Consider the following 19110-nt stretch of genomic DNA (forward strand, 5'->3'; position numbering starts at 1 on the left):
GCATTCAGATACTGGTAACACATGAATCCCATCGTAATTAACAGGCTCCAGCGTAAGTTGGGCTACACTTTTACCCATCAGGAACTGTTACAGCAGGCACTTACACACCGTAGCGCCAGCAGTAAACATAACGAAAGACTGGAGTTTCTGGGCGACTCAATCCTCAGCTATGTGATTGCTAATGCGCTCTATCAGCGTTTTCCACGCGTTGATGAAGGGGACATGAGCCGCATGCGCGCCACGCTGGTGCGCGGCAACACGCTGGCTGAAATGGCCCGTGAGTTTGATCTCGGTGAATGCCTCCGTCTTGGTCCCGGCGAATTGAAAAGCGGTGGCTACCGCCGTGAATCAATTCTGGCCGATACCGTAGAGGCACTAATCGGCGGTGTTTTTCTGGACAGCGATATCCAGTCCGTTGAGAAACTGATCCTCAGCTGGTATGCCAGCCGTCTGGATGAGATCAGCCCGGGTGACAAACAGAAAGATCCCAAAACGCGTCTGCAGGAGTATCTGCAGGGTCGCCATCTGCCGCTGCCCTCCTATCTGGTGGTGCAGGTGCGTGGCGAAGCGCATGACCAGGAATTTACTATTCACTGCCAGGTAAGCGGCATGGCGGAACCGGTTGTGGGAACCGGATCCAGCCGTCGCAAAGCTGAGCAGGCAGCGGCCGAACAGGCCCTGATTAAGCTAGGACTTGAATGAGCGAACAAACCACCCATTGCGGCTTTATTGCTATCGTAGGCCGCCCAAACGTCGGGAAATCCACTTTACTGAACCAGCTTCTGGGGCAGAAGATTTCTATCACCTCACGCAAGCCGCAAACTACGCGTCATCGCATTATGGGGATCCACACTGAAGATGGTTATCAGGCCATCTATGTGGACACACCCGGCCTGCATATGGAAGAGAAGCGGGCGATCAACCGCCTGATGAACCGTGCGGCAAGCAGCTCAATCGGCGACGTCGAACTGGTTATCTTTGTCGTGGAAGGTACGCGCTGGACGGCCGATGATGAAATGGTGGTCAACAAGCTGAAAGATGGCAAAGTGCCGGTTCTGCTTGCTATCAACAAAGTTGACAACATTACCGACAAAAGCATCCTGCTGCCGCACATGCAGTTTCTCAGCCAGCAGATGACTTTTATGGACGTAGTGCCGATCTCTGCTGAAAGCGGCAAAAACGTCGATACCATTGCCAGCATCGTGCGCAAGCGCCTGCCGGAAGCTATCCACCACTTCCCGGAAGACTACATCACCGACCGTTCGCAGCGCTTTATGGCCTCCGAAATAATCCGTGAAAAACTGATGCGCTTCCTGGGCGCGGAGCTGCCCTATTCGGTGACGGTTGAAATTGAGCAGTTCGTGACCAACGAGCGGGGCGGTTACGATATCCACGGTCTGATTCTGGTTGAGCGTGAAGGCCAGAAGAAAATGGTTATAGGCAATAAAGGCGCCAAAATTAAAACCATTGGTATTGAAGCCCGTAAGGACATGGAGGAGATGTTTGAGGTGAAGGTTCACCTTGAACTGTGGGTTAAAGTGAAGTCGGGCTGGGCGGATGACGAGCGTGCTCTGCGTAGCCTGGGCTACACTGACGATCTCTGATCCTGATGGAAGGCTGGCAGCGCGCGTTTGTTCTGCATGGACGCCCTTGGAGCGAAACCAGCCTGATGCTCGACCTCTTTTCTGAAAATTACGGACGCATCCGCGTTGTTGCCAAAGGCGCGCGCGGAAAGCGCTCCAGCCTGAAAGGCGCGCTGCAACCCTTCACACCACTGCTGGTGCGGTGGGGGGGACGCGGAGAAGTAAAAACGCTGCGTGGGGCTGAACCTATCTCTCTGGCTTTACCCCTGTCTGGCATTACCCTTTACTGCGGCCTCTACGTTAACGAACTGCTCTCCCGCGTGCTGGAGCAGGAAACCGCCTTCACCGAGCTATTTTTCGACTATCTCTACTGCCTGCAGGCGCTGGCAGCAGCCAGCGGTTCGCCTGAACCTGCGCTACGCCGTTTCGAACTGGCGATGCTGGGCCACCTGGGCTACGGCGTCGATTTTCTGCACTGCGCGGGGAGCGGCGAAGAGGTGGCCGAAGGTATGACCTACAGCTACCGTGAAGAGAAAGGCTTTATTGCCAGCCTGGTGATAAACAATAATACCTTTACCGGGCGACAGCTGCGGGCGCTTTACGAGCGAACCTTTCCCGATGCGGATACGCTGCGCGCCGCCAAGCGCTTTACGCGCATTGCGCTAAAGCCTTATCTTGGGGGAAAGCCGCTAAAAAGTCAGGAGCTTTTCCGCCAGTTTGTTCCCAAAAAGCGCGCCGATCCGCTTCCCGATGCTGAATAAGCCCGTGCTTCTACCGGCAGGCGCAATGAACAATGTACTCTGCTAATAATGTGAAAAATTGAGGTCCGCTATGGCTGAATTGTTGTTAGGCGTTAATATCGATCACGTTGCGACCGTGCGTAATGCGCGCGGTACTCACTACCCGGATCCGGTGCAGGCGGCCTTTGTTTCTGAACAGGCGGGGGCGGATGGCATCACCGTACACCTGCGGGAAGATCGTCGCCATATTACCGACCGCGATGTGCGGATCCTGCGGCAGACTATTCAGACGCGCATGAATCTTGAGATGGCCGTTACCGACGAGATGATCGATATCGCCTGTGAAATCAAGCCGCACTTCTGCTGCCTGGTGCCAGAAAAGCGTGAAGAAGTGACCACCGAAGGCGGTCTGGACGTAGCCGGACAGCTGGAAAAAATCACCGTTGCCGTCTCGCGCCTGAAAGAAACGGGGATCCTGGTATCGCTGTTTATCGATCCCGATCATCAGCAAATTGATGCCGCCATGGCCACCGGGGCACCTTTTATTGAGATTCATACCGGTGCCTATGCTGAAGCCAGTGAGGGACGGCTGCGTGATGCGGAATTCAAGCGCATCAAAGATGCGGCGGTCTATGCTGACGGCAAAGGGCTGAAAGTGAACGCCGGGCACGGGCTGACCTACCACAACGTACAGCCGATAGCCGCGCTGCCACAGATGCACGAGCTTAATATCGGTCACGCCATCATTGGTCGGGCGGTGATGAGCGGGCTGGCGGAGGCGGTTAAAGAGATGAAAAACCTGCTGCGGGAAGCACGTCGGTAATGGCGATCCTTGGCCTTGGCAGCGATATTGTTGAAATTGCCCGTATTGAAGGGGTCATTTCCCGTTCCGGCGACCGGCTGGCGAAGCGGGTGCTGAGTGAAAATGAATGGCAACAGTATCTGGCTCATCAGCAGCCGGTGCGGTTTCTTGCTAAACGCTTCGCGGTGAAAGAGGCGGCAGCCAAAGCCTTTGGCACCGGCATTCGCGGCGGCCTGGCGTTTAATCAGTTTGAAGTTTACAACGATGCGCTGGGAAAGCCGGGCCTGCGCTTTTTTCAGCAGGCGGCTGACGTGGCGAAGAGGCTGGGCGTGGTTCATGTTCATGTCACGCTGGCTGACGAGCGTCATTACGCCTGCGCCACGGTAATTATTGAGAATTAAGCAGGCAGGATCCTGTCTGCACAACCTCCCCGGTCAGCTGGCGTGATGCAGAACCACAAATTTTTCCCACAGCCGGTCGCGGCTTTCAATACGGTCCGGGTCGGTTACAACGGTGTTGTCGATCGGGCAGACCTGCTGGCAGGTTGGGGTATCGTAATGCCCTACGCACTCGGTACAGCGTTCGGCATCAATCTGGTAAATCGCATCGCCCATGGAGATGGCCTGATTAGGGCATTCAGGCTCGCACATGTCGCAGTTAATACAGTGCCGGGTAATTAGCAAAGCCATATAACGTTCATTTCCATAACCCGTTTCACGGGCAATCGTTTGACTGACGGCAATAATTTACCATATTGCCGGCTCGGCAGGCGAGTGCTGACTGACCCGACCCTGACTAAGGTCAGGTAATCAGGGATACCAGAGCGATGATTTTGCAATACCCGCCACGTACTGCATTTTTGTCACATCCTGCACGGCAATACGAATGGGGGCATGATCTTCATTCACCGGTAAAAGGTGGAAAAAACCATCTCGTTTGAACAGAAACGTTTTGACCATCACTTCGCCATTATTCGTCACTACCAGCACCTCGTCACCAGGATGAAAATTCTGGTTAGGTTCGACGATAACAAACTCACCCTCCTTAATACGCGGCATCATTGAATCACCCACGCACTTAAGCGCGTAAACGTCATGATCGCTGGAGGGCCAGCGCAGAAAACCATCTCCGTTCCCGACCGGATACTGCATATCGCTCCAGTAGCCGCCATGTCCCAGCTGAGTATTCCCCAGTACCGGCACTTTTTGCAGCGCAAATGAGTGAAGGTCGCCTTCAATCTGAATCAGGTTACTGCTTTGTACCGATCTCAGGTCACGTTCGATAAGATCAACGGGGGATACCTGAAAGTAATCTGCCAGGTATTTCAGCGTCGTATACTTGGGATCCTTGACCTCACCGGTCAGCAACCGATGCAGCGTTGACTGCTGTAAATTTACTCTTTTTGACAGCTCAGTTACGCTTATAATCCCGCTTTCATCCATTAAGTGTTTGATATTTCGGTTAAGAATATCGAGATCAAAAATCATCGTGTTATCTCTCGTTAAATTTTCCTGCTGGGTAATGCATTTTTGCATTAAAATTGCTTTTCTAATCGTTTGTGGGTTGATGAATAATGCATTTTAGTATAGATTGCCAGCATTGTCACCATCGATAAGCCGGATTAAAGCATGTCTGGCGAGCCTGCGGTCAGTTCGGGCGTACGTTCGGACCCTTAGGGGCAACGCGTCGTAACAGAACAGATGTCAGGAAGATGGAGGGCAGAAGGCAGGGGAAATATCACCCGGGACAGGATTACGTAAGAGGGGGGTTATATGCGAGATATACAAAAGGTACTGGAAAGATGGGGTGGATGGGCTGCGGCAGAGGGCACACAGCTGGACTGGTCACCTGTAGCGGCAGGTTTTAAAAGCCTGTTACCGACAGAGAGTAAGTCCCGTCTGTCCTGCTGTGATAATGACGGGATGATTATTGACTCCGCCATTGCCACATTAAAAAGGGTGGGACGCGATGAAGAGGTTGATCTGGTTGTTCTGCACTATATGTATAATGTGTCGAAATCGGGTATCGCCCGTAAGCTGAAATGTTCTGAAGGGAAAATCCGTAACCAGCTAATGATAGCTGAGACGTTTATTGATGCCTGCATTATTATGACGGATGCGAAACTTGAAATGGACGCATGGGTTTAAAATTTTCCATAATAAGTCTTTTCGTAACGAATTATCCCTGATAATCTGATAAAAATTGAAATCAACTGATTAAATCTGAGCAATTTACTGGATGAGTCACAGTTATTTCCTTTAGCCCTTAAGGGGTTTAGTTTGTAATGAAATCCTGTTCTTTTATCCCGCGGGTTGTGGGCGTGTTTTACGGGCGGTGATTTATTAATTTTTGAAAAAGTCATACTAAGTGCTTTTCGTAACGAAATTAACGAGGTACTGTATTAGCATGCAAGTGAAGATGCTATCGCTGTAAAAAGCCTGCCTTCATGGCAGGTTTTTTTATGGGTAAAACAAAATTTTATTTTATTTGTTATGTAATCAATGGCGTATTTTTTTTGGTTGAGAAAAATAAAGGCTTTTCGTAACGAAATTAACCCTCTACTATAGCATCATGAAATAAATAAGCCGGTGCTGATTAGCTGGTTTGTTAAGTGAGTTTCGTGCGGGATAGTATGTGCTCTGTATAAATAATGTTTGTGATGTGAGTTTAATTAAAGTAAAAAAAAGCCCAGTAAAGCTTTTCGTAACGAATTCTACACTGTAGTGTGAAAGCATACAGATTGAATAAGAATAGCTACCACTGGCGTGTTTCCCGGTGCGAGAAACATTGTTGTAAGGCATGTCTCTTCACTCTTGGATAACGACTCCTTTTATCAATATTGTTTTTAATAACAGGAGGGTAACTGGTTTGATAACACTACTCAGCAATCTGACTCGTTAAGTCAGGTGTCAATATCCCTCCAAAGGAAAGGAATACACAGGGTCAGATTGCCTCAATAATTCATCATGGCGAATAATTCCGCCGATGAGGATGAGCGACAATACGATGAACAATTTAACGTCTGGCGCCGCCTATGGTGCAGCGATAGGGACAATGGCGAATGGATTTCTTAATTGCTTCAGCCCGGATGAATGGAGCGCAATCGGCGTGCTGGCAGGGATATTAGTAGCCCTTTTTACCTTCGTGATTAACTGGTATTACCGGCGAAAAATGACGATAGCTCAAATAAAAGCGCTGCAAAGATGCAGTCATGTCTTAACGGAGATCGACGAGTAAATTTATGGCGTTATCACCTAAACTGAAAAAAAGGCTTATCGCCGCGGCTGGCAGCGGGGCCTTTATTATCGCCACGCATCTTTTGCAGGGCGAGGAGGGTCTTGAAGGGCGGGTATATCGCCCCTACCGCGATGTCGCCGGGATCTGGACGGTATGCGATGGTCACACTGGCAGTGGCATCGTTCCAGGTAAAATTTATACAGACCAGCAGTGCGATAGCCTGCTCAGGGACGATCTTAAGCCCGTTGAGCAGGCGGTGGACGGTCTGGTAAAGGTGCCGCTTAACGAATACCAGCGCGCAGCACTTTATAGCTTTACCTTTAATGTAGGTATCACGGCCTTCCGGCAATCGACGCTGCTCAGAGAACTTAATGCAGGTCACTATCAAACCGCCTGCGATCAAATGCGGCGCTGGGTTTATGCTGGCGGGGAAAAATGGCGAGGATTGATCAATCGTCGTGAAACCGAGCGCTCTGTATGTTTACTGGAAGATGGAAATGAACTGGCTGGGCGTTAAGTCAGGAATAATGATGGCTGTAATACTGGTTTTCTTTATTCTGGCAAAAACCGCAATATTTTATCGTAGCGAATATCATCATGCGCTTAATCGTGTAGATGAAAAGCAAACGCTTATTAAGGATATGCAGCAGCGTGAAAAGAAAGTTAGTCAGATCGATAAGGAGTATTCTAACAGGCTGCAGCAGGCTCTGGAAAATGTCAGTCAGCTTGAGCATTCTCTCTCTGCTGGCGGCAGGTTGCAGTTCGCCGCCACCTGCAACCGCACTCATTCCACCTCCGGCGTGGATGATGCAACCCGCGCCAGACCTGATAACACCGCTGAACGGGATTATTTCACTCTCCGGCGAAGAATCGAAATCGCCAGAGCGCAAATAAGCGGGCTCCAGGCCTATATCCGTTCGCAGTGCCTGAATGAACATTAAATAGCTGCGCGTAATACTGCTTCGCCTGTCGCTACCTTCAGGTAGCGCGATGGCGTTAACTGACGCGTAAAAGCGACCCTTTTTTAACTAAAATGGCGAGCCTTTCCGCGCCCAATTAAGAACTGATAACTCATGATGGAGGTAAATTGAGTAATAACTCAACGACTGAATCAGGGTGGCTGACACCCCTGAATAGTGAGGCTGTTTACGATGATGCATTGGTTGCACAGCTGCAGCAATGGGTAAGCGGTATTACCGGCTTGCCAGCGGCCAGTGTTATCGCTGCCGGGCCAGTAAAGACATCCTCTGCATTTACGGCTGAAGAAAATGGCTGCGCCATCGCGGTTAGCACTCTTTCTTCCACGGGTGCGCCGGTAATACAAAATCAACAGGAGGGGAGTGCTGAATTATGGCGCTATGAGCTTATTGAGTGCGATATCACCTTTTATGGTCCTGAAGGGCAGCGTTATGCCACCCGATTACGGGATGGCTTAACAATATCGCAAAATATCGATGAGCTTAATCGCTTTGATATCTGCGCAGAGAACGGTGGCGATATAACGTCGTCTTTTGAAACTACGGACAATATCTCGCGGCGGATTAATCAGCTACGGGTGCGTCTGAATCGTAAAACTGTCCGTTTATACGGCATTAAATCACTGGTGGAAACACCTTTTAATCTGATTGGAGAATAAAGTATGTCACAAGGATTACCTTTATCCAGCATTGTAAACGTTGACGTTATTATGTCCCCTGGCGCGGCAACGGGCCGCAACTTTGGCTCAATGCTGATTCTGGGCAGTTCAACGGTTATCCCCGTTTCCGAACGCCTGCGCCTCTATTCCTCTGCGGAAGATATCGGCACGGACTTTGGTATGGTTTCTGCAGAGTATCAGGCAGCCTCAGTCTATTTCGCTCAGTCACCGAAACCTCAGCAGCTCTATATTGGCCGCTGGGCGAAAACGCTGGCGACCGGTGAAGCGGGCGAGGCTGAAACCCTGCCTCAGGCGGTGAACGCACTGCTGCAATATACCGAATGGTACGGTCTGGCGATTGCCGCCTCCGGCGATGATGCGGTAACCGATAGCGACCTGCTGGCCGTTGCCGCCGCCATTGAGTCATCCAGCCAGAGCCGGGTCTTTGCCATTACCACTGATAATGCAGAAACGCTTGATGCGACCTCACAGAGCGATCTGGCGGCGAAGCTGAAAGTGGCGGGCTATGGCCGCACCTTCGTTCAGTACTCCACCAGCAGCCAGTATGCCGCTATCTCGGCGTTTGCCCGGGCATTCACCGTCAACTTTAGCGGCAGCAACACCACGCTGACCCTTAAGTTCAAAACCGAGCCGGGCGTGGGCTACGAAAAACTGACCAGCAATCAGGCGGCGGCGCTGACGGCGAAACATGCCAACGTCTACGTTCTCTATGCCAATGACACCGCCATTTTGCAGCAGGGCGTCATGGCGAACGGCGACTTTTTCGATGAGCGCCACGGGCTGGACTGGTTGCAGAACTCGGTGCAAACCAACCTTTTCAACCTGCTTTACACCTCGACCAGCAAGATCCCACAGACCGAAGCGGGGATCACCCGACTGATGACTAACGTCGAAGCCTCCATGGCACAGGCGGCAACTAACGGTCTGGTCGCGCCGGGTGTCTGGAGCGGTGGCGACATCGGCCAGCTCAGCTCGGGCGATACGCTGACCAAAGGGTATTACGTTTATGCCCAGCCTCTGGCATCCCAGGCGCAGGCCGATCGGGAAGCCCGTAAAGCGCCGCTGATTCAGGTGGCATGCAAACTGGCGGGTGCTGTGCACTACGCCGACGTTCAAATTAATGTAGTTCGCTAAGGAGATATCACAATGGCAGCATATTCTTTTATGGATGTAACAGCGTCTTTTGTCGGTCCGGGCGTAGTCTTCGACGTGGGCAGCGGTTCTGCCCACTCAGACGAGGGTATTACCGTCGCCATGGCGGGTAATAAAAATACCATGACCCTGGGGATTGATGGCGAAGGGATGAACTCCCTGCTGCCCGGTAAAAGCGGCACCATCACCATCAATCTGCTCCAGACGTCACCGGTCAATAAAAAACTGTCTCTTGCCTACAATGCGCAGAGTGAGTCCTCGGCCACCTGGGGGAACAACGTTATTGTCATCCGCAATAACGCCTCAGGCGACGTGATTACCGCGCGCGGCGTGGCGTTCAACAAACTTCCCGATATGAAATTTACTAAAGAGGGCGGCACGCTGAGCTGGGTATTTGACTGCATCAAGATTGATCAGGTGATGGGAGTGTATTGATTTATGGAATTCGATATTAAAGATATTCCGTACCGTACAGCCCGGCTGGGCGTATTTGAACAGCTGAAAGTCTCCCGTAAATTACTCCCGGTTCTGGCCGGGATAGCCTCGGATATTGACGGCATCAAAAGCGTTGCGGCCAGGGGTAATCTTAGCCAGGCGCTGGAAACGGCGCTGCCTAAGATCGCTAATGCGCTCTCTGATATGAGCGACGACGACGTTAACGCCATTCTGCATCCCTGCCTGGCGGTCGTTTCCCGCCAGCAGGGTAAGGGATGGGTGCCGGTGTTTACCCAGGGCACGCTGATGTTCGACGACCTGGATCTTATGACGATGCTGAAACTGGTTGCGCGCGTGGTGGAGGAGTCGCTGGGAAGTTTTTTGCCAGAACGCCCCGCCAGCGAGACTGCGCCGTCGTCAGTGGCTTAACGCTGGAAACCCTTCCAGACGATGAAGATTTTCTGATGCGCCCGGTGGAAGCCGGGTATATCAGCTACGCCGCCCTCAAGGATGGCACGGTCGACCTGGCGGACATTGCCCGCATGAACGACTGGCTGGATCTGAAGGCGGATAACGAAAACCGCATTATTCGATGGAAACAGGCTAATGAGTGATGAAGGCGTAGCGGGCTTACCGGCTGTGCTGGAAGAATATCAGCGGAAAGAAAGCAGCGGGGCGGGGGCCTTCGCGACGAAGGCACTTGATCAACTACTGGCCGGGCTTAACAAGCTTGAGGAGAGCAAGGCGTTAAATCAGGTCGTGTCCTTTATGGACCATGCGACAGCGATATTACCGCATTTCGGCGCGGCATTGGGGACGATTAGCGACGTGGTGGCCCGCACCACCGGACATATCGCCACGGCCGTAAACTATGTCATTCAGGTTTCCGGGCGTTTTGAGCAACTGGGCTGGCGTGCGCAACAGGCCGGTATGAGCGCCGCCGATACCCAGGGGCTTGACTACGCCGGTGCGCAAACCGGCGTGGGGGGCGATGCCTTGCTTAAGGCCGTTACGGCGCTTGCCGATCGGGTGAAAAGTTCGCCCGAGTCGGAGGCGCTGCTTAACCGGCTCGGCGTTACCACGCGGGATGATAAGGGCCAGCTCAGTTCGGCAGGCCAGATTTTTAACGGCGCCAGCAGTAAGCTGGCGGCCCTTCCACAGGCGCAGGCGGCGGACTTTGCCAGCAGGCTGAATATCAATCCGCAGATCGCTACGGCCATGCGCCAGGGGCTGGGGGAGTTTAGCGCGGAATATGCCCGCATCGTGGACACTCTCGGCGTCAATATGAGCCAGGTGACCGCCAGCGGTCATCATATGATGACGGCCCAGCGGCGCATCAGTCAGGTCGGCGACCTGGTTCAGGCTAAAAGCGGCAGTCGGCTGATGGACGGCCTGGCAGACTCCTTTGACCGCTTAAGCGGCAGGCTGCTGGAGAATGCGCCTGATATTGAGCGCACGCTGGGTAAGGTGGTGGATATCCTGCTCAGCGTGGCGGAAGTGGGGGAGCGCGTTGTCGTGCGGCTGGTTCAGGGCGCAAACGATCTGACGGGCTGGTGGGACGGACTGGATAACGGCACAAAGCAGCTGATAACCATTTTGGGTGAAGTGACGGTTGCCTGGATGCTGTTAAACAGCGCATTTCTGCTCTCACCGATCGGCATCATCGCCGGGCTGGGCGTGGCGATCCTCGCGTTATACGATGACTACAAAACCTGGCAGGAGGGGGGCAAGTCCCTTATTGACTGGGATACGTGGGCGCCCGGTATTGCCGCCGCGAAAACGGCAATCGGCTGGCTGGTAGATAAGTTCAATAAGCTGAATCAGGGCACGCTTGACTGGAAAGAGGGGCTGCAAACCCTGTCGGACTTCCTGACGGGGAACTGGTCGCCCGATATGATCGCGGCCGTGGAAAAGGTAAAGGCCTTTCTTAACCGCTTCTTTACGGAGATGGGCAAAGAGCTGGCCGAAGGGCCATTTGTATCTTTTCTGCATAAGGTGCATTTTTTCTCTGATAAGGACATTGAGGATATGAAGCATTCCTTTACCGGGCTCTTTTCACCGGATGGAACTGACGAAAAGAGCCCAAAGAGCGGAGTGCAAAGTGCCTTATCCGGGCCGGCGAAGGCCCTGAATGCTCAGTTACTGACGCTGCATGCGGCCAGTATTCAGGCCACGGACGGACGACAGGCCTCAGTCAGTGAGGTGAACAGCGTTAGCCAGGATAAGGTGGTGAATCTCCAGCAGGAGACGCATATCAACGTCAGCGGTTCGGCCGATCCCGTTGCCACCGCCTGGCAGATTAAGCAGCATCAGCACGATGTTAACGCTTATTTCGTTGAGCAAGCTTCTGCGAGGCCAACATAATGGATCTTTTCTCAACACTTTTTACCCTACAGCGTCGGCAGATTGGCGTGCTGATCCCGGATGTGGTCACCGCTGAAACCCATACCGATACGTTAACGACCGCCAGCCACCCGGTTGAGCGGGGAGCAAAAATCTACGACCATGCCTGGCAAAATCCCGCCCAGCTGGATATGACGATTGGGTGCGCGGGCGGCGGCTCGCTGCTGGACTTATGGGATACCCGTTCGCTCGCGTCCGGCCTGAGTCTGGGGCAGAGCCCGAAAGAGGTGTATCAAAAATTACGCGACGCGCAGCAAAATCGGGAGCTGCTGGACGTGGTGACCGGCAAGCGCTTATATCGCAATATGCTGATCACCTCGATAACCGTGTCGGGCAGCAGGGACAATGAAAATGCATTGATTGCCACTTTAAAGCTGACTGAAGTGCTGGTCAGCGAAACGCAGCTGAGCTACAGCGCAGGGAAAGACAATATGCAGCAGGGCGTGGCCACCGCCGAGGTGCATAACAGCGGTAAGAAAGTCACCCGGCCATGGAGCGGCACGTCGGCTATAAGGGGGGCAGCGTGAATATCAATGAAATTCCGTTATCTGCGGATAATCAGCGATTCGATATCTCCATCAACAATATCAGTTATCGCATCGGCCTGCTGTGGCGCGATCCCTGCTGGATTCTGGATCTTCAGGATATTAACGGCAGCGATATTATCACCGGTCTGCCGCTGGTGGCTGATGTTAACCTGCTGGAGCAGCACGGCTATCTCAACCTGGATTTCGGGCTGGCGGTTTTCTGTGACGATCCCACGGCGGGATCGCCCGGGCAGTTTGATCTCGGTACTAAGAGTCATCTTTGCGTCCTGACGGAGTCACTATGAGCGTCAACTGGAACCGCTATCTTGAGCTGGTCCTGACGGATAAGGACCAGCAAAATTACGTCTTAGGCGATTTGAAAATCACCTTTACCATCACCACCGACGTCAGTAAACCCGGTAGTGAGGCGACCATCGCCCTTTACAATCTGGCGGAGGGGACCCGCAATAAAATTCTGAAAGGAGAGTTTACCCGAATTAAAGTGGTGGCGGGTTATCAGGGGATCGCGCCGGCGGTTCAAAGCAGCGAGGTAGGCGTTGCTGTGCCAGTTTCGCAGGAGGAGACGGGCCAGAGTCGGGGACTGAACTATGGTGAGATCTTTAGCGGCGAGATCCGCTATGCCACCACTCAGCAGGAATCGACACCCGATTACGCGATGATCGTGCATGCCGTCGACGGACACCGGGCGGCCTTAACCACCACCCTGAAAAGTACGCTGGCGGCAGGTTATCGGCCTGGGGATGTTTATTCCCTTACCCTGCGCAACTTCGACCCGGCAGGCGTAACGTCAGGCGCAACCGGCACCCTGCCTGACACGCGCTTCCCGCGCGGACGGGTGTTTTATCAGACGGCCGCGCAGACGATGGATAACGTGGCTGCGCAGTGCCGCTCAAGCTGGCAGTTTGTTGATGGAAAGCTGCAAATGGTACCGGAGGAGAGCTACCTTTCGTCCTCGGTGGTACTTAACTATCAGTCCGGCCTGATTGGCGTGCCTTCGGTAAACATTGATAACGGGATAACGGTGAAATGTCTGATCAACCCCAATATCCGTCTTCACGGTACCGTTGAGATTAAGCGAAGCATGTTAACTCAGGATGATGCCGCATCTTCGTCACAGGGCACGGCGGCAGCCGGAGCAAATGACACCCGGAAGGGGGCGGACAGTAAAAGCCATGCGGGCGATCTCTCATCAGAAGGGGTTTATATCGTCAAATCCATTACTTATGACGGCGACACCCGCGGTACCAACTGGTATATGACCCTGCTGTGTATTGCCCGGGAAAACCAGACGCTGATTAACCTCACCCCGCAAAAAGCAACCTAACACTCGCGCCAGCCTCTGCGGCGCCCGTTTTTATATCAGCCCGCCGCGTGCGGGTTTTTTAATGGAGTTTTTATGCCAGTTCCAATTCAGTCAGTGATTGGCGGGGAATATCAGGCGTATAAAGCCTTATCCAGCTCGGTATCCTCCGCACTGCGCGTCTCTCTGCCCGGCATCATTCACTCATTCGACCCTGTTGCGGTGACCTGCGAGGTGCAGCCCGCGATTAAAGGGACGGTGCGCGACGGCAAAGGCGGCAGCAAATCGGTAGAGCTGCCCATGCTGGTGGATGTACCGGTCATTTTTCCACGCGGCGGCGGCTGTACCATTACCTTTCCGGTCAAGGCGGGCGATGAGTGCCTGCTTCTCTTCAGCGACCGCTGCATCGACTTCTGGTGGCAAAGCGGCGGCGTTCAGGAGCCGGTCGACCCGCGCCAGCACGATCTTTCCGACGCGTTCGCGCTGGTCGGCCCGCAGTCGCAGGCGCAAAAAATCGCTGATATCAGTACCGATTCCCTGCAAATTCGCACCGACGAAGGCAGCGCCTTTATCGCCCTGGCGCAGAGCGGGGCGGTGACCATTAACACGTCGCTGTTAACGATTAACGGCAACGTCAGCGTTAATGGTGAGGTCACCACCAAAGGCAACGTCAGCGTCGACGGCGGGATCACCTCCACCGGAGATCAGATTGCGCAGGGCATTAGCCAGGCGACACACGTTCACGGCGGTATTCAGGGTGGCAACAGCGTCACTAAGGTGCCGCAATGAAATATCGGCGTGAAGACAAGGACGGTGACTACACCTTCGGCAAAGGGGACAACACTTTTCTGACGGACAGCCCGGAGGCCGTCGCCCAGGCGATCAAAACCCGGCTGATGCTGTGGTACGGGCAGTGGTTCCTTGATACCACCGAGGGAACGCCGTGGATGAATCTGCTCTCCAACAGGCCAAACGACGTTGCGGTCGAGCTGGCGCTGCGCCAGCGCATCCTGGAAACCGAGGGGGTGCTGGAAATCCTCTCATTTGAAATGAGCTTTACCGCCACAACGCGGCGGGCGGTCGTTACGGCGACGGTCAGCACCCGGTACGGCACCACGACAGTCACAAGCGAGGAATAATGGCACTTAATCTTTCAACGCTGGGGTTATCGGCAACGATAACGGCCCAGGGGATCGCTGCGCCCGGCTATCAGGCGATCCTCAGCACCCTGACCGGTTATTTTCAGCAGATTTACGGCAGCGATGCGTACCTTGAGCCGGACAGCAAGGATGGGCAGATGCTGGCGATAGTCGCGCTGGCTATTCATGATACCAATAATGCGGTTATCCACTGCTACAACGCTTTCTCGCCCTCTACCGCGATGGGCGATGCACTGAGTCGAAACGTAAAAATCAATGGCATCACCCGCCAGGGGGCCACCTCTTCCGTGGTGGATGTCACCCTGACCGGTATTCCCGGCACCACCATCAGTAATGGCTCGGTCAGGGACAGCAACGGCGTTATCTGGAACCTGCCCGACAGCGTCACCATAGGCACCGCGTCAATGACAACCGTAACGGCGACCTGCGCCAGTGCGGGCGCCGTGGTAGCGCTGCCGGGAACGGTCAACGGCATCAATACGCCGACCCGGGGCTGGACATCCGTAACCAATATTCCGGCGGCGACGCCCGGTACGGCGGCGGAAACGGACAGCGAGCTGCGCCTTCGGCAGACGCAGAGCGTAGCGCTGGCCTCGCTCACACCTTTTGATGCACTGGATGCCGCTATCGCCAGCGTACCGGGGGTGACCAACCACCGGCTCTATGAAAACGACACCGGGACGGTTGACGCTCACGGTATTCCGGCACATGCCATTGCCGCGATTGTTGACGGCGGCGATGTGACCGCTATTGCGCAGGTGCTACGCGGGAAGAAAGGGCAGGGAACGGCGACCTGGGGCTCGTCAACGCTGGTGGTTAGCGATAAGTATGGCAACCCCCACAGCATCAGCTTTTCCCGCCCCTCTGACGTCCCGGTGCACGTGGCCATCGTTATCAGAGCTTTCACCGGCTATACCACGCAAATCGGTGAGGATATGAAAACCGCGATTGCCGCTTACATCAACGGCCTTGCGATCGGTGAGGATGTGTTGCTGAGCCGCCTCTATTCACCTGCAAACCTGGCAGACACCAGCGGTGGGGCGCACGGCTATTACGACATCACCCAGCTTCAGATTGGCAGATCGGCTGCCAGCGTGGCGGTCGCTAACATTGCGGTTGCTTATAACGAATCCGCCTCGGTCAGCAGGGAGAATATTACGATTGAGGTAACGGTATGAGTCAATATACCGATCTGATTACTAATTATCATCGTGATAAGCCCCTGTTTACCGGGCATATCGATCTCTCAACCCAGCCCTTCATTGATACGCTGGGCACCACACAACGTTTAATTACCGCTTTTGACATTGATGACGCGATCGGCAGCCAGCTGGATATTCTGGGGGAATGGATTGGCCGTACCCGAATCGTGGCCAAACCTATTGCGGGGATCTATTTCTCCTGGGATACCGAGGTGGTGGGCTATGACCAGGGCGTATGGCAGGGCCCGTACGATCCGGATGCCGGCTTTACCCGGCTGAGTGATGACGTGTACCGCTCCATTCTGAAAGCAAAAATCGCCATCAACAGCTGGGACGGTACCAACGATTCGCTGCCGTCCATTCTGGATGCGGCTTTGGTGGGTACCGGTTTATCAATGCAAATCGTCGACAATCAGGATATGACCGTTTCTATCGGGGTTTTTCCTGACACGACAATCTCTGAGGTATCACTTGAACTACTGGCTGCCATCCGCCAGGGCTACCTGACGGTTAAGGCGGCAGGGGTTTACGCCGGTGAAATCCTGACACCGTCCGCAGGCAATCAGTTTTTCGGTTTTGACCTCGACAACCACTATATCGCCGGATTTGATGAAGGCGCATGGGGAGTAAATCTTTAATGGCTACAAATAACTTTAAACCTTTTGCAACGGCTTCCGGCGCCAACGTCGTCAGCCAGAGCGACTACGAGCAGCTGCAATCGCTGGCTACCGGGTTCCAGTCCGGAAAAGCCTCTTCGGCGCAGATCAATAAAGCGCTGCGGCAGAGCACCACGATGGCCGCCGTTCTGGCACAGTTTATTGCCGATAAAAGCGGTAAGGACGTGCTGGATGATGGCACCGTCGCAACCCTCGTCACCAATCTGCTGGCGGCGCTAAAAGCCAATAACGCCGAAGGGTTTCTCCAAACCGCAAATAGCTTTTTGGAGATCAAAAACGCAGGCCCAGCGGCGGTGGCTGCGGCTCTTGCAAACCTTGGTTTAAGCGATAAATTTTCAGGTCGTTTTATGGGCCGTCGGATTTTCACCGCACCGGGTAATATTACTTATCAGCCGTCATCCGGTACCAGAAAGATAAAGATTATTCTTACCGGTGGAGGGGGGCACGGCTATGGCTTTCTTGGTTGGGGCGAAAACTATCGTTCACGAGGAGCCGGGGGCGGGGCAGGTGCCACTGCTATTGCATGGCTTGATGTGGATGACTCAAAAACCTATGCAGGCATTGTTGGACGAGGGGCTGACGATACCCTGGGCGCGACCAGCAGTACGTTCAATGGTTTACTGACGGCTGCGAATGGAGCAGATAATCAGGGTGGCGATGCGGGAGGTGGAGGTGGCCTGGCCGTGGGGGGGGATTTAAATATTCAGGGAGGCGATGGTAGCGATGCGCCTGGAATAGTAGGAGCCGCCAACCCTTACTCGGGTGGTTCTGGTGATGGCGGAGCGAGTTACTGGGGGGGAGGCAGTCGAAGCGGGGAAGGATCTACCAGCTGGCGTAAGACAATATACGGCGCAGGCGGCGGGGGTAATACACGAACCGACCCTTATATCGGCAGCTTCGGAAGTCATGGTGTAATTTATATTGAGGAATACAGTTAATGAAAACGTATGCACGAATTGAAAATAATAAGGTTGCCGAGGTTGTTTCTCTCGATATTGCACCTGAGAAGCTTTACCACCCTTCATTAAAATGGGTCGACATTACTGCGCTGGGAAATAAACCCGCTCAGAATGATGACTACAAAGATGGCGTTTTTACTGCTCAGGTTGTTGAGGTAGAGAGTCCAGTATTTTTGGCAGTCTCGAAACTGGCAGGACTTATGGCTGAAGCGGGACAAGTTATAGCGCCCTTGCAGGATGCTGTCGATGTGGGGATGGCAACTGATGAGGAGGCGGCGCGCCTTGTCGCGTGGAAAAAATACAGGGTACTACTCAGCCGAGTGGATACCAGTAAAGCACCAGATATCACATGGCCTGTGAAACCTGAATGAATAATGCCCGCGAGAGCGCTGAGGGATCCCCATAAATCAGCGCTAATAAACCAACACCATATTCTGGTAGGTTCTGGCGAGGTGATTAAGAACGGTGCTGAGCACCGTTCGTTTTAAAATTAGCGGGGAGTGCCGTAAGACATTCTCCGCTAACGTCAGATACGAGATCACCCGCCGCGTTTTAATGCTGTTGGCCTGGTATCTAAGATGTAACCCTTTATTTTCAGCGTGATAGCCAATAAGCCACAGTACGATTGTACTCAGCGTCGCCAGCAGACTCAGTACCAGCATTCTTCCAGCCGAACGGCTGTAACTGGCACGCAGACCGAACCCGAAGCGCTCACTTTTTTCATCCCTGAAGTTCTGCTCTATCTGCATTCTGCGACTGTACAATTTCATGATTTCACGTGGTTTAAAATCATCAGTACTGCTAAAGATAAGCCATGGGTCTTTTGCTGATGAACGCCCGTCCTTCACCTGAGATTTGCGCTTTATGCGGCACCGCGAGTGTCGATGTTTCCTGCCTTTCGGCTCTTTTTTATGCAGATAAAAATGACCATCACACCGGGCATATTCTGAGCGGGCAAGTGTTCCTGGCCCCAGATATTCCGGTCTGCTGCTGGCCTGTAACTCCTGACGCCTGAACCAGTATTCCCCCTTGCCGTCCAGCCGCATCTGGATATTGCCTCTGATACGACCTATAAAATCCCAGCCCAGTGATTTGATATGCCGGAACCAGGCATTCTGGAAGCCTGCATCAGTGACGATGATGACCCTGGCTCCAGGATTAACAGCGTCAGCAAGAGCATCAAGAAAGTCTTTCTGTATTTGCGAGTTCTGCTGTTTCTCTGACGGGACTATCCAGCTAAGTAAAGGGATTGACC

27 protein-coding genes are annotated in these 19110 nt (G+C 53.5%); 24 read left to right on the forward strand and 3 right to left on the reverse strand.

The window, feature by feature from the left end; genetic code table 11:
- The first annotated feature begins 21 nt into the window (after nucleotides 1-21).
- From rnc to acpS, 5 genes are all read left to right on the forward strand, one after another.
- On the forward strand, nucleotides 22-702 hold the full coding sequence (rnc, locus tag ACLRGG_RS02650) for a ribonuclease III (protein WP_067709524.1): 681 nt from the start codon (nucleotides 22-24) through the stop codon (nucleotides 700-702).
- Nucleotides 699-1604, forward strand: coding sequence for a GTPase Era (gene era, locus ACLRGG_RS02655; protein ID WP_416248300.1), 906 nt, complete (start codon nucleotides 699-701; stop codon nucleotides 1602-1604). Before rnc ends, era begins: the two co-directional genes overlap by 4 nt.
- 5 nt (nucleotides 1605-1609) lie before the next feature.
- Complete coding sequence (recO, locus tag ACLRGG_RS02660) at nucleotides 1610-2344, forward strand: DNA repair protein RecO (RefSeq protein ID WP_345828597.1); 735 nt, start codon at nucleotides 1610-1612, stop codon at nucleotides 2342-2344.
- Nucleotides 2345-2414: 70 nt separating this feature from the next.
- Nucleotides 2415-3146: a pyridoxine 5'-phosphate synthase gene (pdxJ, locus tag ACLRGG_RS02665; protein WP_416248301.1), complete on the forward strand. Its 732-nt coding sequence runs from the start codon at nucleotides 2415-2417 to the stop codon at nucleotides 3144-3146.
- Nucleotides 3146-3526 (forward strand): holo-ACP synthase, encoded by a 381-nt coding sequence (gene acpS, locus ACLRGG_RS02670; protein ID WP_416248302.1) that lies wholly within the window; start codon nucleotides 3146-3148, stop codon nucleotides 3524-3526. The genes pdxJ and acpS overlap by 1 nt, the downstream gene beginning before the upstream one ends.
- Nucleotides 3527-3559: 33 nt before the next feature.
- On the opposite strand, the gene ACLRGG_RS02675 is transcribed toward acpS, so the two are convergent.
- Nucleotides 3560-3814, reverse strand: coding sequence for a YfhL family 4Fe-4S dicluster ferredoxin (locus ACLRGG_RS02675; RefSeq protein ID WP_416248303.1), 255 nt, complete (start codon nucleotides 3812-3814; stop codon nucleotides 3560-3562).
- 120 nt (nucleotides 3815-3934) lie between these two features.
- The gene (locus ACLRGG_RS02680) at nucleotides 3935-4660 is read right to left on the reverse strand and encodes a S24 family peptidase (protein ID WP_416248304.1); all 726 of its coding nucleotides are present in this window, start codon (nucleotides 4658-4660) and stop codon (nucleotides 3935-3937) included.
- Between the two features lie 237 nt (nucleotides 4661-4897).
- Here ACLRGG_RS02680 and ACLRGG_RS02685 point away from each other — a divergent pair, with 237 nt between their 5' ends.
- From ACLRGG_RS02685 to ACLRGG_RS02775, 19 genes are all read left to right on the forward strand, one after another.
- A complete protein-coding gene (locus ACLRGG_RS02685; RefSeq protein WP_067709507.1) occupies nucleotides 4898-5272 on the forward strand; it encodes an antiterminator Q family protein in 375 nt (124 codons plus the stop codon).
- Nucleotides 5273-6131: 859 nt separating this feature from the next.
- Nucleotides 6132-6362, forward strand: coding sequence for a class II holin family protein (locus ACLRGG_RS02690; RefSeq protein ID WP_416248305.1), 231 nt, complete (start codon nucleotides 6132-6134; stop codon nucleotides 6360-6362).
- Between the two features lie 4 nt (nucleotides 6363-6366).
- Nucleotides 6367-6879 carry a lysozyme gene (locus ACLRGG_RS02695; protein WP_416248306.1) on the forward strand — a complete coding sequence of 171 codons (513 nt, stop codon included), beginning with the start codon at nucleotides 6367-6369 and terminating at the stop codon, nucleotides 6877-6879.
- Between the two features lie 13 nt (nucleotides 6880-6892).
- Nucleotides 6893-7303, forward strand: a complete 411-nt coding sequence (locus tag ACLRGG_RS02700; protein WP_416248307.1) for a lysis system i-spanin subunit Rz — start codon at nucleotides 6893-6895, stop codon at nucleotides 7301-7303.
- Between the two features lie 146 nt (nucleotides 7304-7449).
- Nucleotides 7450-7998, forward strand: a complete 549-nt coding sequence (locus ACLRGG_RS02705) for a phage neck terminator protein (protein ID WP_416248308.1) — start codon at nucleotides 7450-7452, stop codon at nucleotides 7996-7998.
- A 3-nt stretch (nucleotides 7999-8001) separates the two neighbouring features.
- Nucleotides 8002-9153 carry a DUF3383 family protein gene (locus tag ACLRGG_RS02710; RefSeq protein WP_416248309.1) on the forward strand — a complete coding sequence of 384 codons (1152 nt, stop codon included), beginning with the start codon at nucleotides 8002-8004 and terminating at the stop codon, nucleotides 9151-9153.
- 12 nt (nucleotides 9154-9165) lie between these two features.
- On the forward strand, nucleotides 9166-9606 hold the full coding sequence (locus tag ACLRGG_RS02715; protein WP_067709499.1) for a phage structural protein: 441 nt from the start codon (nucleotides 9166-9168) through the stop codon (nucleotides 9604-9606).
- A gap of 3 nt (nucleotides 9607-9609) precedes the next feature.
- On the forward strand, nucleotides 9610-10035 hold the full coding sequence (locus ACLRGG_RS02720; protein ID WP_416248310.1) for a phage tail assembly chaperone: 426 nt from the start codon (nucleotides 9610-9612) through the stop codon (nucleotides 10033-10035).
- Nucleotides 10036-10070: 35 nt separating this feature from the next.
- On the forward strand, nucleotides 10071-10220 hold the full coding sequence (locus ACLRGG_RS02725) for a DUF6889 family protein (RefSeq protein WP_067709495.1): 150 nt from the start codon (nucleotides 10071-10073) through the stop codon (nucleotides 10218-10220).
- Entirely contained in the window at nucleotides 10213-11970 is a 1758-nt protein-coding gene (locus ACLRGG_RS02730; protein ID WP_416248311.1) for a phage tail tape measure protein, read from the forward strand. Before ACLRGG_RS02725 ends, ACLRGG_RS02730 begins: the two co-directional genes overlap by 8 nt.
- A complete protein-coding gene (locus ACLRGG_RS02735) occupies nucleotides 11970-12536 on the forward strand; it encodes a phage baseplate protein (RefSeq protein WP_067709490.1) in 567 nt (188 codons plus the stop codon). The genes ACLRGG_RS02730 and ACLRGG_RS02735 overlap by 1 nt, the downstream gene beginning before the upstream one ends.
- Complete coding sequence (locus ACLRGG_RS02740) at nucleotides 12533-12841, forward strand: phage baseplate plug family protein (protein WP_067709485.1); 309 nt, start codon at nucleotides 12533-12535, stop codon at nucleotides 12839-12841. Before ACLRGG_RS02735 ends, ACLRGG_RS02740 begins: the two co-directional genes overlap by 4 nt.
- On the forward strand, nucleotides 12838-13881 hold the full coding sequence (locus tag ACLRGG_RS02745; RefSeq protein WP_345828588.1) for a hypothetical protein: 1044 nt from the start codon (nucleotides 12838-12840) through the stop codon (nucleotides 13879-13881). Before ACLRGG_RS02740 ends, ACLRGG_RS02745 begins: the two co-directional genes overlap by 4 nt.
- A 72-nt stretch (nucleotides 13882-13953) precedes the next feature.
- Entirely contained in the window at nucleotides 13954-14646 is a 693-nt protein-coding gene (locus ACLRGG_RS02750) for a Gp138 family membrane-puncturing spike protein (RefSeq protein WP_416248312.1), read from the forward strand.
- Entirely contained in the window at nucleotides 14643-14996 is a 354-nt protein-coding gene (locus ACLRGG_RS02755) for a contractile injection system sheath initiator (protein WP_345828587.1), read from the forward strand. The genes ACLRGG_RS02750 and ACLRGG_RS02755 overlap by 4 nt, the downstream gene beginning before the upstream one ends.
- Nucleotides 14996-16195 (forward strand): baseplate J/gp47 family protein, encoded by a 1200-nt coding sequence (locus ACLRGG_RS02760; RefSeq protein WP_416248313.1) that lies wholly within the window; start codon nucleotides 14996-14998, stop codon nucleotides 16193-16195. Before ACLRGG_RS02755 ends, ACLRGG_RS02760 begins: the two co-directional genes overlap by 1 nt.
- Entirely contained in the window at nucleotides 16192-16857 is a 666-nt protein-coding gene (locus tag ACLRGG_RS02765; RefSeq protein ID WP_416248314.1) for a baseplate wedge 1 family protein, read from the forward strand. Before ACLRGG_RS02760 ends, ACLRGG_RS02765 begins: the two co-directional genes overlap by 4 nt.
- Entirely contained in the window at nucleotides 16857-17834 is a 978-nt protein-coding gene (locus ACLRGG_RS02770; RefSeq protein ID WP_416248315.1) for a hypothetical protein, read from the forward strand. The genes ACLRGG_RS02765 and ACLRGG_RS02770 overlap by 1 nt, the downstream gene beginning before the upstream one ends.
- Nucleotides 17834-18226, forward strand: a complete 393-nt coding sequence (locus tag ACLRGG_RS02775) for a tail fiber assembly protein (protein WP_416248316.1) — start codon at nucleotides 17834-17836, stop codon at nucleotides 18224-18226. Before ACLRGG_RS02770 ends, ACLRGG_RS02775 begins: the two co-directional genes overlap by 1 nt.
- Nucleotides 18227-18268: 42 nt before the next feature.
- Here the strand turns inward: ACLRGG_RS02775 and ACLRGG_RS02780 are convergent.
- A partial coding sequence (locus ACLRGG_RS02780; protein ID WP_416248317.1) for an IS4 family transposase occupies nucleotides 18269-19110 on the reverse strand: 842 nt, incomplete at its 5' end.

Source organism: Erwinia sp. PPS120 (assembly GCF_047918655.1).
GTDB lineage: Bacteria > Pseudomonadota > Gammaproteobacteria > Enterobacterales > Enterobacteriaceae > Erwinia > Erwinia tasmaniensis_A.